This is a genomic window from Lysinibacillus irui, from assembly GCF_028877475.1.
GTDB lineage: Bacteria > Bacillota > Bacilli > Bacillales_A > Planococcaceae > Lysinibacillus > Lysinibacillus irui.
This window is the reverse complement of the sequence record NZ_CP113527.1, coordinates 1,620,130-1,634,816: the sequence shown is the minus strand read 5'-3', so window position 1 is coordinate 1,634,816 and position 14,687 is coordinate 1,620,130. Positions and strand designations below refer to the sequence as shown.

Genomic DNA, 14,687 nt, shown 5'->3' with positions numbered 1-14,687 from the left:
CCCCTTTTCCTAAGTGCTTCTATTTTGAATGCTCGTATAGCTTTCAACATCTGCCAATTTTTCTGCAGCTTTAATACCAGCGAGAATGGCTTCCTCCATGACCTTTGTTGCTAAATGCCCTAAATAATCAAGCGCATAGCATTGATCTCCTGTACCGAGCACAAAAATTGTATCGCCATCGAGCATCGTGTGGACAGGATAAATCGTTCGTGCTAAAGCATTTTGTGTAAGCTGGGCAATCTTTTTAGCCTCCGCTTTCGTAAGCTTCGCATTCACTGCCACAACGCCAATGGTTGTATTCGTGCCAGCTAATGCCTCCGATTGAGCATGCTGCTCTAAATAGGTACAGCAGTCTAGCCACTGTCCTGATTGAGCATCTCTTGCTCCTGCTAAAATTTCCCTTGTAGCAGGATCCTTGATATCACCCACTGCATTGACAGCTACGATAGCACCCGCTACTAGACCATCTTTACCAGCATAGGAAGCACTACCAAGTCCACCCTTCATCGCAAAGTCAGGTCCTGCTAGTTTTCCAACCGTTGCGCCATAGCCAGCGCCGACATTGCCGTTTGGAAATGATCCAACTTGTGCTGCTTTTGCTGCTTCATAGCCCATAAGTGCAGTTGGTCGAGCTTGAGGATCTCCAATAAATAAATCGAACAATACAGCACTTGGAACAATAGGAATTTTTGCCACACCTGCATCTACTCCAATCCCTTGCTCCTCTAGAAACTGCATAACTCCTGTCGCCGCATCTAAACCAAAAGCACTCCCCCCAGATAAACAAATACCATGTACACGGTCAATCTCATTGATTGGGTCTAATGCATCCGTTTCACGAGTACCTGGTGCAGAGCCTCGGACATCCACCCCACATACTGCTCCGTGCTCCACTAAAAGTGCCGTGCAGCCAGTAATTCCTTCCTTGTTTTCCCTATGTCCCACCTTAATTCCAGGAACATCAGTTATATTGCCAAACATCACCAACACCTCAACCTTAAATAGTTTTAATATTCAGATTATTTATCATATAAAAAGCAGGCAACTCGCTGATTGGCATTTTCTTGCTGAAGCATCGGTCTTTCCTGATGACACTTTTCCATAACAAACGGACAACGTGTATGAAAGACACAGCCAACAGGCGGATTCATTGGACTTGGTAATTCACCTTGTAAAAGTATTTCCTGTTTTGGCTCATCAAAATTAACAACAGGAATGGCAGAGAGCAATGCTTGAGTGTATGGATGCAATGGATTGGCATAAAGCTCTTTTTTTGTGCCTATTTCCACCACTCTACCTAAATACAACACTGCCACTCGGTCACTAATATGCTTCACAACGCTTAAATCATGGGAGATAAATAAATAGGTTAAATGAAATTCATCCTGTAAATCCATCATTAAGTTTAGTACTTGTGACTGAACCGATACATCGAGTGCCGACACAGGCTCATCCGCAATAATAAACTCTGGATGGATGGCTAGTGCCCTTGCAATACCAATACGTTGGCGCTGACCACCAGAAAATTCATGCGGAAACTTATGCATGGCATCCTCTGGTAGACCTACCTTTTGCAATAGCTCCTTAACACGCTCTTTTCGTTGTTCCTTTGTCAACGTTAATTGCAGCTTCATCGGTTCTTCAATAATAGAGCCAATCCGCTTGCGAGGATTAAGGGAAGCGAAGGGATCCTGAAAAATCATTTGCATTTGATTGCGATAGCTTTGCAGCTTGTTGCCCTTTAAATGCTGTATCGGTTGTCCCTTATATAACACTTCTCCACCAGTTGGTTCAACAAGCTTTAAAATCGTTCGCCCAAATGTTGATTTTCCAGAGCCTGATTCGCCCACAATCCCAAGTGTTTCTCCTCTATAAATCTCAATCGAAATATCATCCACTGCTTTAATGACCTTTTTTTCCTCCTTCATGGACTTGCGCTTCACAGGAAAGTAGGCTTTTAAATGGTTAATTTCCAGCAAAACTTCTTTCTCCGTCATGAGCCAGCTCTCCTTTCTCTGTGAATAAATGACAGCGTACTTTATGTGCCTCCTGAATATGATGGATGGCTGGTTGCTCCTGATGACAATGTGCCATTACATGCGGACAACGAGGCGCAAAACGACAACCATTCGGTAATGCATATGCAGGTGGCACGCTACCTGGAATCGAAGGTAGCCTTTTCACATCTGTTTCAAGACTAGGCATCGTTTTTAAGAGAGCTGTTGTATAAGGATGCTGCGGATTTAAAAATAGCTCTCTCACAGGGGCTTCCTCGACAATTTGCCCTGCATACATCACCATGACACGGTCAGCCGTTTCAGCCACAACACTCATATCATGGGTAATAAATAAAATTGCTGATTGATGCTCTTCCTTCATTTTCATCATCAGCTTTAAAATTTGTGCTTGCACTGTAACATCCAGTGCAGTGGTTGGCTCATCCGCAATCAAGAGCTGCGGATGATTGGACATGGCGATGGCAATCATCACACGTTGCCGCATCCCCCCTGATAATTGGTGGGGGTATTCTGCAATCACCTTTTCTGCATTCGCAATCCCAACTTCCTTTAATAAATGTAACGCTTGATTCCACGCTTCTTTTTTGGATACCTTTTGATGCCTGCGAATGCCTTCTATCATTTGATTTCCAATGGTAAAGACAGGATCTAAAGAGGTCATTGGCTCTTGGAAAATCATACTAATTTCATTGCCACGAATACGGCTCATTTCTTTATTTTTATAATCTAGTAGATTCCTCCCGTTTAAGGCGATGGAACCTGCTGTAATTTCACCTGGCGGTATAGGAAGTAAACGCATAATCGCTAACGATGTAATACTTTTGCCACTTCCTGATTCGCCTACAAGTGCAACCGTTTCGCCTTTATGAATAGTAAAGTTTACATCTTCAACAACTTTCGCCTCTTTACCATTTTTCAAATGGAATTTAATCGATAATTGCTTGACCTCTAAAAGGACTTCTTTTTCTTTTGGCTGTTCCATATGCGTCCCTCCATCTCAGCGTTGATTAGGTGGTGCATAGCGTATAGCGATATTTTTCATTTGCGTATAGTTTCGCAGTGCAACAAAGCCCTTTTCTCGACCAATCCCACTTTTTTTATAGCCTCCAAATGGCATTTGAATCCCACCGGCTGCCCCGTAATTATTGATAAATACTTGTCCAGCCTGCACGCGGCTTGCCACAAAATGAGCAGTATCAATATTTTGTGACCAAACGCCAGCCACTAGGCCATAGTCGGTGCTATTGGCTAAGGCAATGGCTTCCTCCACACTTGAAAATGTCAAAACCGTCAACACGGGACCAAAAATTTCTTCCTGGGCTAATGGATCTTTTGAATCGACACCATCCAGTATAGTTGGCTGTATATAGTACCCTTTGTCATAGCCTTCTATTAGTAATGGCTCCCCACCCGTGATGACATAGCCATCTGCCTTTGCTTGCTGTAGTAATCCAGTAATTTTCGTAAATTGCCGTTCATTTAATAGTGGGCCCATATCCAAATCTGCCTCACCAGGTCCTACTTGCAGCGCTTGGAATTTTTCCACTAATTGCGAAACGAATGAATCTTTGACCGTTTCTTCAATGATTAAACGGGCCCCTGCAGAACAAGTTTGACCTGCATTTTGAATAATGGCACGCATAACACCTTCCAGTGCTTGCTCTATATTCGCATCGGCAAAAACAATATTAGGCGATTTCCCTCCAAGCTCTAATGTCACAGGAATAATATTTTCCGCAGCAGCCTTCATCACTGCGATACCAGTAGGAACTGAGCCCGTAAACGTAATATGGTTAATATCAGGATGTGATGTTAAATACGGACCAACATCTCGTCCCAGACCGGTAATATGCTGAAAAATCCCCTTAGGCAATTTATCGGCCAACCATTCAGCGATCGCATGCGTTGTAAGCGGTGTATCCTCGGCACTCTTCACTATAACGGCATTGCCTGTAGCAATAGCCGCTGCAACACTTCTCGCTGTAATTTGAATCGGATAATTCCATGGCACAATATGTACCGTAATGCCGACTGGCTCTAGCACTACCGCATTTAATAGTCCATCCTCAATCGGAATGGTATCCCCCATCACTTTATCTGCAGCCCCGCCGTAAAATTCAAAATAGCGAGCGGCGGCTTCAATATCTGCTCTTGCCTGTGATAAAGGTTTTCCTACATCGCGACATTCTAGTAAACTCCATTCCTCTGCATGCATGCGAATATAATGGGCAAGTTCAATCAATAACTGCCCTCGTTCATACGCCTTCCATTGACGCCAATCGTCACTTTCAAATGCTACACGGGCTGCACGTACTGCTTCATCAACCTGCGCTTTACTAGCATTGCTAATTTGCGCAATCACTTCTCCAGTTGATGGATTTCGAACATCCACTAATGCCGCACCATGAACCCACTCCCCATTGATTAACATAGGAATTTTTTTCATTGTACCCCTCCTATAATCCACGACCACCATCTACATGTAATGTCGTCCCTGTAACCATGTTTGCTGCATCTGATAGTAAATAACTAACAGCTCCTGCAATATCAGAAGGCTTCACTAATCGACCTAGTGGGACAGATTGTACAAATACACTTTGCTTTGTTTGCTCTATATCTGCTCCCTGTGCAGCAAATTGACCAAGCATTTGTGTGTCAGCTGGTCCTGGATGAATCGTATTAACACGAATTTGACTTGATGCTAGTTCAATAGCAAGCCCTCTCGTAAAGCTTTCCGCTGCGCCCTTTGACGCAATATAAGCCTGGAGGCCCGGTCTCGGACGTACTGCAGAAATAGAGGCAATCGTAATAATGGAACCCTTTTGCTGCTGTTTCATAAAAGGGACAATAGCTTTTGTCGTGATAAATAAGCTTTTCACGTTGACATCCATTAAACGATTCCACTCATCCATCGTTACCTGTTCAATTGGTGTGGCTGATTGTGCAACCCCGAGCGCATTGACAAGGCCATCAATCCTACCATAGTTATCAAAAACCTGCTGGCAGATTGCATGAACACGCTCCTCATGCAAAACATTGACTTCAAAGCATTGCAAAGAATCATGTGCAATTTCTTTTAGAGGCTCTACTGATAAATCGAGCGCTACCACAATATTGCCTTGCTTTAGCTGTTCTTCAATAATGGCTTTTCCCATACCGCCACCTGCGCCTGTTACAACAATGACCTGTTGCTCAACTGTCATCCTAAACACCTCCAGCTGTTATCGTCCTATTTATGATTTCCTGACAAATAGCGTCGCCCATTTGTTCAGTTGTCGCTTGTCCACCAATATCTGCTGTTTTCACAAGACCCTGTTGTAGTACCGTTGTAATAGCATTGACTATAAGCTGCTCTAAATCCGTTCTCCCTTGATGCCCAAGAAGTAAGGCAAGCGACCAAATTTGAGCGATTGGATTAGCAATGCCCTTTCCAGCAATATCAGGTGCCGAACCATGTACAGGCTCAAACATGGAAGGAAAATCCTTCTCGGGATTCAGATTGGCCGACGGAGATAAACCAAGACCTCCAACAATCGCAGAGCCTAAATCAGATAAAATATCACCGAATAAATTGGATGCTACAACCACCTCAAAGTCCTGTGGTCGTTCGACAAAACAAGCAACTAATGCATCGATATAAATGGATTCGAGCTGTAGTGCTGGAGCGCTTTCTGCCACCGTTTTTCTTGTATGCTCATCCCAAAATTTCATGGAATGAATAATCGCATTCGATTTCGTGGCACTTGTTAGTTTGGTTTTCCCGTGTTGCTTCGCATAATCACAGGCAGCTTGGACAATTTTTTCGATGCCAATGCGCGTCATAATCGTATTTTGAATGGTCATTTCCTGTGGCTGCTGTTGATACAATCGCCCACCACTATCTGAATACTCGCCCTCTGCATTTTCACGGAAGATGACAAAATCTATGTCATTGCCACGAGCCAAAGGGGACGTAATCCCAGGCAGTGATTTAATAGGACGGAAATTCACATATTGCTGGAACTGTTTCCGAATCGGCATAATCAATTCCCACACCGTTACATCATCAGGCACTCGGGCATCGCCAATTGCACCAAATAAAATCGCATCATACGCTTGAAGTGTTTCAAGTGCATGATCAGGCATCATACAGCCATGCTGCACGTAGTAATCAGAGCTCCAAGGAAAGATCGTTGTTTCAATTTGTAAAGAGCTATCTTGTTCTTGCAAGCAATTTAACACTTTTAACGCTTCCTGCATTACTTCTTTCCCTATGCCATCTCCAGGTATTACCGCTATTTTGATCACTGTCATTGTGCATCACCAGCCAAAAATTTTAATGCTGCTAAACGATAAATAGCAGTTGTTTCTGCCAATTCTTCAATATCTACATATTCATTGATTTGATGTGGAATTTCACGATCTCCTGCGCCAACTGTCACAATCGGAATTCCATGCACATGAAGAAACGTACCATCTGTTGCTCCAGGAACACCATTGTATTTTGGCTCCTTCTCTGTCACCTCTGCCACTGCCTCATAAATAGCCTGTACAACAGGATCTTCCTTTGCTGTTGCCGTTGCTGGTCGATTATCAAGGACCGTTAGCTCGACTTTAAAATCAGGATCATCCGCTTGTAAACGTTTAATGATCGCTTCAATTTTGCCAAGCAGTTCATTATGGTCTTGCGCTGGAACCGTACGAATATCAAGTGTCGTCATACAATGATCCGGAATAACATTGATCTGTGCATCCCCCTTTACAGGCGCACGTAAAATCGTTGGCGTAATCGACGGCCAATTCAACATTGGATCACGCCCTAACCTCGCTTGCTCTTCTTTTTCCAGTTTTTCAAGCTCTACGATCAAACGTGCCATCCGCCAGTTCGGATTTATGCCGCTCCACGAAATTGCTCCATGCGCCATTTTACCGAAAATATCTACCTGTAAACGAATAGCCCCACGCTGTGCAATACAGACATTATTTTCCTGGGGCTCACAGATAATCGCTCCATCCACACCATCAGCCCAGCCATTTTTAATAAAATGTTTAATGCCCAGCATCAACCCTTCTTCATCACAAGGAATACATAAAATAATCTTGCCCGTAAACTCCTCCTGATCCAGTAACAATGACTGACAAGCTGTAATCATACAAGCAAGATTTCCCTTTGTATCATTCGTCCCTCTACCATACATGCGCCCATCCACAATCTCTGCCCCGAATGGATCATAGGCCCATGCTTCTCGATTACCTTCCGTAACTACATCTGTATGCCCCTCAAAAAGCAATGTTTTCCCCGGCTTCCCCGAATCAATAATCCCAATAACATTTGGTCGCCCAGGCACAACCTCCTCGATATGCGTTTCAATACCAATATCTCGTAAATATGCCGCAACAAAATTCGCAACCTCTTGTTCATTACCGTTCGGATCATTCTCACGGTAAACGCTTTCAATTCGTACGAGCTTCTGTGTTAAAGCTATAACTGCCTCACGATCGCGCACATACGATGTCGTTGTCTTTAAACTAGTTACTGTCATGCAAAGGACCTCCTATTTTAGGGAATATTCTGAATTTATGTTATTTTAACATTGTCCCTTCTCTATGAAACTAGACAATATGTTAACGAATCATAGAATGACCTTAACTTTTTGTTTAGCAAAAAAACGCTAAAAAACTACATTTTCCGCTGTTTTAAACGCATTTTACAGTTTTCTCGCATATTATCAGCTACCCTGAACATGAATTGATATTAGGGGATTGATATTACCAATAAGTGGATTATCCCACCGATTGGAGGTTGACTTTGAGCGGGTTTCTTCCTTTGAGCGGTTTCCTCAACTTTATGAGTGGGGTGGCACCTTCTTTGAGCGGTTTTCTCACATTTTCGAGCGGGTTCTCCCCTCCTTTGAGCGGTTTCCTCACACTTATGAGCGGGTTCTCCCCTCCTTTGAGCGGGTTCATCCTTCCTTTGAGCGGTTTTCTCACACTTATGAGCGGGGTGGCACCTTCTTTGAGCGGATCTCTCTCATTTTCGAGCGGGTTCTCCCCTCCTTTGAGCGGTTTTCTCACACTTATGAGCGGGTTCTCCCCTCCTTTGAGCGGTTTCCTCACACTTATGAGCGGAGTCATCCTTTCTTTGAGCGATTTCTTCAACTTTAGGAGCGGATTCACACCTCCTTTGAGCGGATCTCTCACATTTTCGAGCGTTTTCACTCCTCCCTTGAGCGTTTCCTCACACAGATGAGCGGAATCATACCATTTACGAGCGAAGTCTCACATATTAAGCCGTTTATCAACACTTATGAGCAACAACTATCATCCCCAGAGCGAAGCCCACCCCATACAATGAAAAAAACCAGCATCAGCTGGTTTTTCCTTTTTATTGTTGACGGGATTCGGTCATTTGCTTCCAGACCGAGCCTTTTGCTTCCTCGCCTTGTTCGATACGGGCGATGGCCATTTTGACTTGTAATTTTACTTCGAATTCTTTATCGTTTTCGGCAGCTTGTAATGCTGGTAAAGATTGCTCCGTGCCGACCTCATATAAGTACATTGCTGCACGCCAGCGAACCAGTTTGTTTTTATCTTGTAAGGCTTGTTGCATGGCTCCTTCAAATTCAACAAAGCCAAGGTCACTCATGCAGTCACCTGCAGTTCGGCGCACGGCTGCACTTTTATCTTGAAGGGCTCTTTCTAAATAAGGAACAACAGCCACATCCTCAATCATGCCTAAGTACACAGTAGCAAGTCGACGAATGGACATTTGTTCATCTCGTAAGGCTAAATCAAGTAATGGTAGATCATCTAGCTCTGGATCGGCCATTTGGTCAAGCAATTGGAAGCGTTTCTCCCATTCTGGTTGATTGAACTGCTCCACTGTTATTTTTAGCTTGTCTGTTTTTACAATAGCTTTTTCGTCATCATTATTGATGGCAGCTACAATTTCTGCTAAGCGTTCTGGAGAATACGTGACATCAATCTCCTGTTTGACTGCTTCAGCAATTTCCTCAAGCTCGCCGTACCGCACCCCATAATCAATCCACTTGCGTTGGAAGATATAGTTCTCGTCTACTGCTGATTCAATGATTTGATTAAAGGCCTCTACAAAACGGTCACCACAGCTTACACGATGTTCACGTTGATTATCAAACACTTTTACTTGCAGTGGTACCTGCTTGTAAAACTGTACATGCACGTAAACCTCACCGTAAAACTCATTGGCCACAACCGTTTCATTCTGTGTTTGTACATCTTCTCCTAGCACTTGACGAATGCTTGCTAGAATGCCTTCCCATGCATACTTAGCATTGCGCTCCACCGCAAAGAAATCCGCTACATGGTAAACGCCCTTTACTCCTTCAATAGCTAAAATGGCTGCAGCTTCGCCAGTTGCCTCATCCTTATTATCTTTTGTAAAATTATAGCTTTTCCCGAACGGTAGCTCTGTATCAACAACAATCTTCATAGAATTGGGACTTGGTGTCGGTTCAATTGTAATAATCTTCATGTCTATCGCTCCTTATCCGTTAACAATTTCATCTAAATAAGACCATCTTTCAATCAGGTGCTCGTAGTGTGCATTTAGCTCATCAAGCTTAGCCGTTAATTCCTGTAGTTTCGTGAAGTCTGAACCAGCTTGAGCAATTCCTTCTTCCGTCTCCATGATGGCTGTTTCTGTTTTTTCAATATCATCTGCAATCGTTTCCCATTCTTTTTGCTCTTTAAACGATAGCTTCTTCTTATCTGATTTGGGCTTTTCAGTCTTTGCCTTTTCAACTTTTGGTGTCTCTACTTTAGCAGTCGCTGCTTGCTCTCGCTTCTCCAAGTACTCACTGTAAAGATCAAGTGATTCCTCTACTTGCCCCTGTCCATCCAAAATCCAAAGCTTTTTAGCAATTCGGTCTAAGAAGAAACGATCATGGGAAATCGTAATTACAACACCAGGGAAATGCTCAATGAAATCCTCTAGCACACCTAATGTTTCAATATCTAAATCATTCGTTGGTTCGTCCAATAATAAGACGTTTGGCTGCTCCATTAATAAACGTAATAAATGGAGACGCTTGCGCTCACCGCCTGATAATTTCCCAATCGGTGTACCATGCGCATGCAATGGGAATAAAAAGCGTTCAAGCATTTGAGCCGCCGAGTAGCGTACGCCTTCTGCATCTGTAATATCATTAGAAGCCTCACGTATATATTCAATCATACGCTCATTTTCATTCATTTTCGGCAATGTTTGCTTGAAATGCGCTAGCTTTACTGTTGAGCCAACAAGAATTTCACCTTGATCGGGTGTCAGCTCCCCTGCTAGCATGTTCAATAAAGTTGATTTTCCTACACCATTTGCACCGATAATACCTATGCGATCACCCTGCTGTAGTAAAAATGAGAAGTTTTCTAGAATTTTTTGCTGTCCAAAGGCTTTCGAAATATTTTCGGCCTCCAGAACTTTACGACCAAGACGTGTTGTAGCCAGTCCCATTTCTAAAGAAACGTCCTCTGATTTTCGCTCTAAGTTTTCCTCTAGCTTTTCAAAGCGTTGAATACGAGCCTTCTGCTTAGTTGAGCGCGCCTTCGCACCGCGACGAATCCATTTTAACTCTGAACGATAACGGTTGCGGTCCTTTTGAGCAGAGGCTGCTTTCATTTCCTCACGAATGGCACGCGCCTCTAAATAATCGCCATAATTCCCTGTATGTCGATATAGCGTTTGATCTGCTAGCTCGTAAATATGTGTCGATAATTCATCTAAGAAGTAACGATCATGGGTGATGAAAATTACGGCACCCTTTAGTCGTAGCACCATTTCCTGAAGCCACTCTGTTGATTGCACATCTAAATGGTTGGTAGGCTCGTCTAGTAGGTAAAGATCTGCTGGTTCAATTAACACTTTGGCTAAAGCGACACGTTTCTGCTGACCTCCTGAAAGTGTTAGAACCTCTTTCTCAAATGTTTCAATACCTAGCTTTGTTAATGATGTCTTTGCTAACGCATTGACATCCCATGCCTGCTCTTCATCCATACGCTGTTGTAAGCTAAACAACGTTTTTTGTAAACTATCAGATGTTGGATTAACTGCTAAAGCAGCAACGGTTTCCTCATACTGACGATTCAGCTGTAAAATAGGTGAATCGCCAGCAAAGACAGCCTGTAAAACTGTTTCACCAGCTTCAAATGTCGGCTCCTGTGGTAAATAGGCGATACGGTACTTATTCGGACGGTCCACAGTCATCGAGTCTGCTTCAACGTCTCCAGCTAAAATAGATAGCAGCGTCGACTTCCCTGTTCCATTAATACCGATTAAACCTGCTCGCTCTCCTTCATAAATGGTAAATTCAATATCTTGAAAAAGCGTTTTATCGCCCACTGTTTTTGTTAAATTTTGTACGATTAAATGACTCATTCCACTATTCCATCTCTTTCATGTTAGGTATTGTTCATGCCCACACGATTTGTATGTAGACGATTATTGATATCCATTATTCATCATAACACCAATTGACATGTAAACAAAGAACAACAAACTATCACAGCTTGTTGTTCAATAATACATTCGCAAATGCTATCAGAGCTAGATAATCTGTTATTCTATATGCCGCGCTTCCGATTTTATGGGGCCCCGTGGATTAAAATAAAAAATGGGAATCTGAAAAAGAAAAGTGGAAAATAACCGTTTTATTTTTGATTCTTCCTCATAGTGATAAATGGTTCAATTGTAGAGAAACGAACCATAAGGGCGAATGCACGAATATATTTCTCTTAATTTATTTTAAGGACCATAGCTTAACACAAACAAATAGCCATGTAGAAGAAGAGTTCAACAACATTTTTACATTATTCAGAAAAATGCTACTACTAAAAGCTACTATTGAATATAGTTTTATAGAAGAGAGTTCAGATGATTCGATACGATTTACAGAGCAAGAAATCGCCCAATATGCACAGCCGATTTCATCAAAAAATTTCGAATAAAATAGTAACGATATAAAGGGTGATTTTTTTATGGAGTTAGCAGACGTCATTAATTTCATATTATATATAGCCAACCTTATGTTCATTTTAAAAATATCGTTCATTATCGAATACTAACATGTAATATTATATTTACTTTGCTCAATCTTCTATCATTGGCTTGTGGAAATTCTTAATGCAATTTGCTAAAGACATTGTTGAGGCAATCCATATGAAAAGGAATATTCTACTTGCGATAGGCGTCCTTTATTTTATTATACTGAACGTACTTCTCACAATCTTGGTGCTACGAAAGAAATACCCAATGAAGCACAAAAACCGCCATTCCAATGAAAGGCGGTTCTTTTTGTGTTGTCCTATTGACCGATTTCGTGCTGTAATTGCTGTAAAAAGCTCTCCATAAATTGATGACGTTCCAGTGCCATTTTTTTGCCCTTCTCTGTCACCATTAAATCTTTTAGCAGTAATAATTTCTCATAAAAATGAGTAACAGATGAGGTATTTTTTTGACGGTATTCTGATTCTGACATGTTTGCCCGTGCTTCCTCTTCTTTATCATAAAGCTTTCGACCTTTAGCTCCACCATAAGCAAATGTTCGGGCAATGCCAATGGCACCAATCGCATCTAAACGATCTGCATCACGTACGATTTTCGCTTCCAATGATGTTGCTTCTAGCTCATTTCCTCCATTAAACGATACTTGAGCAATACAGTCTCGGATATGTTGCTTTTTATCTTCACTCAGTGGTAGTTCTGCAATCAGTTGTTCTTCCTGTTCCTTGCTATCAGTATATTTTTTGTCGCTGACATCATGTAAAAGCACCGCTATTTTAACCACCTCAGCATCTGCTGTTGGCTCACTTTGTAGGATAGCTAGCGCATTTTGATAGACGCGTTCAATATGCTGAAAATCATGACTAGCATCAAATTGTGCATATACGTCTCGAACCTTATCCAATAAATTATTCATCGTTAATCTCATTCCTTTCCTACAAAATTATACTGTATTTATTCCTGCAAAAGGTAATCTAGAAATTAAAAATTGATAACGTTTCAATTGACTAACTTTTCTGAATATTGTATGATAAACATACAGAACAATCCATTTGTTCTGTACCTCATATTTTTCAGTAATGTACAACAGCTATGTGTAGGACAGATTTAGCATTAACTTCAGCGGGCTTACAATTGAATAACCTGTTTAGAAGATGACGTACGTATTGAAAACCAATCATCTAAACAAATAAAAGTGAACACTTTCCCTTAGAAATTCTTTGTTTAACCCGCATAGCCCTATGTACATGCCGAAAATGTGAACAACAAGTTAGTTTGTTGCATGACCTAAAGGCTTTCACTTGATGTTGCATTTGTGTCATTGTTTTTCATTACTGGTTGTTACCTTCTTCTACTATGTATGAACGTAGCTCCTCCCTTTAATGAAAATCATACACTATTATTGTCTCCAGCTTGTGAATACCACGTTCGATGAGTCGTGCAATCAGAAGAAAAATCATGTAAGCCAATGTATTAAGTGTGATAAAGGAAGTAGGTACGATTGTGATAAAATGTATTACCCTCCCGCTGAAGGACAAATAAAAGCTGCCCATCTTACATTCAAGTAGATGATGGCAGCTTTTACTGTTTTATTTACTTATAACACGTTTTTAATAACTTCATCAATTTCCTGCAAAAGTGCTTCATTTTGCATCGTCGAACTTAATGTCAAAAGTGATTGGTCTACATGGATCACGGCTACATGCATCCCTTCCTGAATGCTTGCACTTGGTACAGGAGTCATTTTCTCTATATCAAATGTCATAATTAAATCCGGGAATTTCGATTGTAATTGTCCTTCTTTCGATAATGTCATATATTCATTCCAGAAAGTAAGATGATAATCGCCAACGGATAATTTTCCAACATCAAAGCCATTTTCCTTCGTTAAAGAATAATTCGTAACTTTCCCCGATACAATGTGTGTACCATTCAAATGCTTTACAACATTGGCTAATTTCTCTTCAAATGTTTGTCCCTTTAAGAATCGATAGCCAAGCTCAATAGCCATCGTGATTGCATTAGGGGCACCATGCTTCTGTAAATAGTCAATCGTCACAGGATTTCGAGTAACCCCCACTAGCCCACCTGCTAAAATGGATGCTTGTCGAGCTGTTTTGGCTGTGTTTTGTAAATTCCCTTCGACAAACCCTTGCACGGCAAAATCATCTTTTCCCCCTGCATAAAATTGCACGGATTGATAATCTTGTTGCTCATGGAGATTTAAAGAGCCCATGATCCCCGTTGGATGTGCTCGTCCATTACAAGGAGCGTCAACGACTGGTACATTTAATAGTACTGACTGTAGCCAGCCATTGATCGTCGTACTGGCACCATTTTCATTCGTAATGATGCCTTTTAGACGCTGCTCGTAATGCTTATTCATCTGACGATAGCTCCAACAAAGCTGCTCACCAGAAATATATTGATCAACTGCTGATGGTGCACCTACCAAGGCAACGCATGCCACTAAGTCTTCTTGATCCAATTCTGTGATATCGACTAATTGAGGTTCTCCCGCAGCAAAGATTTCCTCCACTAGCTTGAGTCCTTCCTCTAGAAGACCACCTCCGCCGCCGCCAAGAATTGCCCCTCCATAAACGGCTGCAATCCCATCCTCATACGATAATACTTTTACCATTCATTCATACCCC

Annotated in this window: 12 protein-coding genes; all 12 read right to left on the bottom strand. The window is 41.9% G+C overall.

All coding sequences use genetic code 11. The features are described from left to right. Positions 1–9 precede the first annotated feature (9 nt). The 12 genes from OU989_RS07895 to OU989_RS07840 all read right to left on the bottom strand — a co-directional run bounded on the left by OU989_RS07895 (position 10) and on the right by OU989_RS07840 (position 14,674). Positions 10–981 carry a P1 family peptidase gene (locus tag OU989_RS07895; RefSeq protein ID WP_274796582.1) on the bottom strand — a complete coding sequence of 324 codons (972 nt, stop codon included), beginning with the start codon at positions 979–981 and terminating at the stop codon, positions 10–12. 38 nt (positions 982–1,019) lie between these two features. Then, positions 1,020–1,997, bottom strand: coding sequence for an ABC transporter ATP-binding protein (locus tag OU989_RS07890; RefSeq protein WP_274796581.1), 978 nt, complete (start codon positions 1,995–1,997; stop codon positions 1,020–1,022). Then, a complete protein-coding gene (locus OU989_RS07885; RefSeq protein WP_274796580.1) occupies positions 1,966–3,000 on the bottom strand; it encodes an ABC transporter ATP-binding protein in 1,035 nt (344 codons plus the stop codon). The genes OU989_RS07890 and OU989_RS07885 overlap by 32 nt, the downstream gene beginning before the upstream one ends. A gap of 15 nt (positions 3,001–3,015) precedes the next feature. Further along, entirely contained in the window at positions 3,016–4,464 is a 1,449-nt protein-coding gene (locus OU989_RS07880) for an aldehyde dehydrogenase family protein (protein ID WP_274796579.1), read from the bottom strand. A 10-nt stretch (positions 4,465–4,474) separates the two neighbouring features. Then, the gene (locus OU989_RS07875) at positions 4,475–5,221 is read right to left on the bottom strand and encodes an SDR family NAD(P)-dependent oxidoreductase (protein ID WP_274796578.1); all 747 of its coding nucleotides are present in this window, start codon (positions 5,219–5,221) and stop codon (positions 4,475–4,477) included. A 1-nt stretch (position 5,222) separates the two neighbouring features. Then, the gene (locus tag OU989_RS07870; protein WP_274796577.1) at positions 5,223–6,311 is read right to left on the bottom strand and encodes a tartrate dehydrogenase; all 1,089 of its coding nucleotides are present in this window, start codon (positions 6,309–6,311) and stop codon (positions 5,223–5,225) included. Beyond that, a complete protein-coding gene (locus tag OU989_RS07865; protein WP_274796576.1) occupies positions 6,308–7,540 on the bottom strand; it encodes a M20 family metallopeptidase in 1,233 nt (410 codons plus the stop codon). The genes OU989_RS07870 and OU989_RS07865 overlap by 4 nt, the downstream gene beginning before the upstream one ends. Before the next feature lie 241 nt (positions 7,541–7,781). After that, positions 7,782–8,216 (bottom strand): hypothetical protein, encoded by a 435-nt coding sequence (locus OU989_RS07860; RefSeq protein ID WP_274796575.1) that lies wholly within the window; start codon positions 8,214–8,216, stop codon positions 7,782–7,784. Between the two features lie 166 nt (positions 8,217–8,382). Beyond that, the gene (locus OU989_RS07855; RefSeq protein ID WP_274796574.1) at positions 8,383–9,510 is read right to left on the bottom strand and encodes a conserved virulence factor C family protein; all 1,128 of its coding nucleotides are present in this window, start codon (positions 9,508–9,510) and stop codon (positions 8,383–8,385) included. Positions 9,511–9,522: 12 nt separating this feature from the next. Further along, on the bottom strand, positions 9,523–11,409 hold the full coding sequence (locus tag OU989_RS07850; protein ID WP_274796573.1) for an ABC-F family ATP-binding cassette domain-containing protein: 1,887 nt from the start codon (positions 11,407–11,409) through the stop codon (positions 9,523–9,525). 925 nt (positions 11,410–12,334) lie between these two features. Then, positions 12,335–12,949, bottom strand: a complete 615-nt coding sequence (locus OU989_RS07845) for an HD domain-containing protein (protein ID WP_274797294.1) — start codon at positions 12,947–12,949, stop codon at positions 12,335–12,337. Positions 12,950–13,630: 681 nt separating this feature from the next. Then, a complete protein-coding gene (locus tag OU989_RS07840) occupies positions 13,631–14,674 on the bottom strand; it encodes an S-methyl thiohydantoin desulfurase domain-containing protein (protein ID WP_274796572.1) in 1,044 nt (347 codons plus the stop codon). Positions 14,675–14,687 lie beyond the last annotated feature (13 nt).

Bases quoted from the DNA above. Each gene is read 5' to 3' on its own strand.
- OU989_RS07870 (WP_274796577.1), bottom strand. From the start codon at position 6,311: ATGACAGTGATCAAAATAGCGGTAATACCTGGAGATGGCATAGGGAAA.
- OU989_RS07880 (WP_274796579.1), bottom strand. From the start codon at position 4,464: ATGAAAAAAATTCCTATGTTAATCAATGGGGAGTGGGTTCATGGTGCG.
- OU989_RS07865 (WP_274796576.1), bottom strand. From the start codon at position 7,540: ATGACAGTAACTAGTTTAAAGACAACGACATCGTATGTGCGCGATCGT.
- OU989_RS07885 (WP_274796580.1), bottom strand. From the start codon at position 3,000: ATGGAACAGCCAAAAGAAAAAGAAGTCCTTTTAGAGGTCAAGCAATTA.
- OU989_RS07855 (WP_274796574.1), bottom strand. From the start codon at position 9,510: ATGAAGATTATTACAATTGAACCGACACCAAGTCCCAATTCTATGAAG.
- OU989_RS07840 (WP_274796572.1), bottom strand. From the start codon at position 14,674: ATGGTAAAAGTATTATCGTATGAGGATGGGATTGCAGCCGTTTATGGA.
- OU989_RS07845 (WP_274797294.1), bottom strand. From the start codon at position 12,949: ATGAATAATTTATTGGATAAGGTTCGAGACGTATATGCACAATTTGAT.
- OU989_RS07890 (WP_274796581.1), bottom strand. From the start codon at position 1,997: ATGACGGAGAAAGAAGTTTTGCTGGAAATTAACCATTTAAAAGCCTAC.
- OU989_RS07875 (WP_274796578.1), bottom strand. From the start codon at position 5,221: ATGACAGTTGAGCAACAGGTCATTGTTGTAACAGGCGCAGGTGGCGGT.
- OU989_RS07850 (WP_274796573.1), bottom strand. From the start codon at position 11,409: ATGAGTCATTTAATCGTACAAAATTTAACAAAAACAGTGGGCGATAAA.
- OU989_RS07895 (WP_274796582.1), bottom strand. From the start codon at position 981: ATGTTTGGCAATATAACTGATGTTCCTGGAATTAAGGTGGGACATAGG.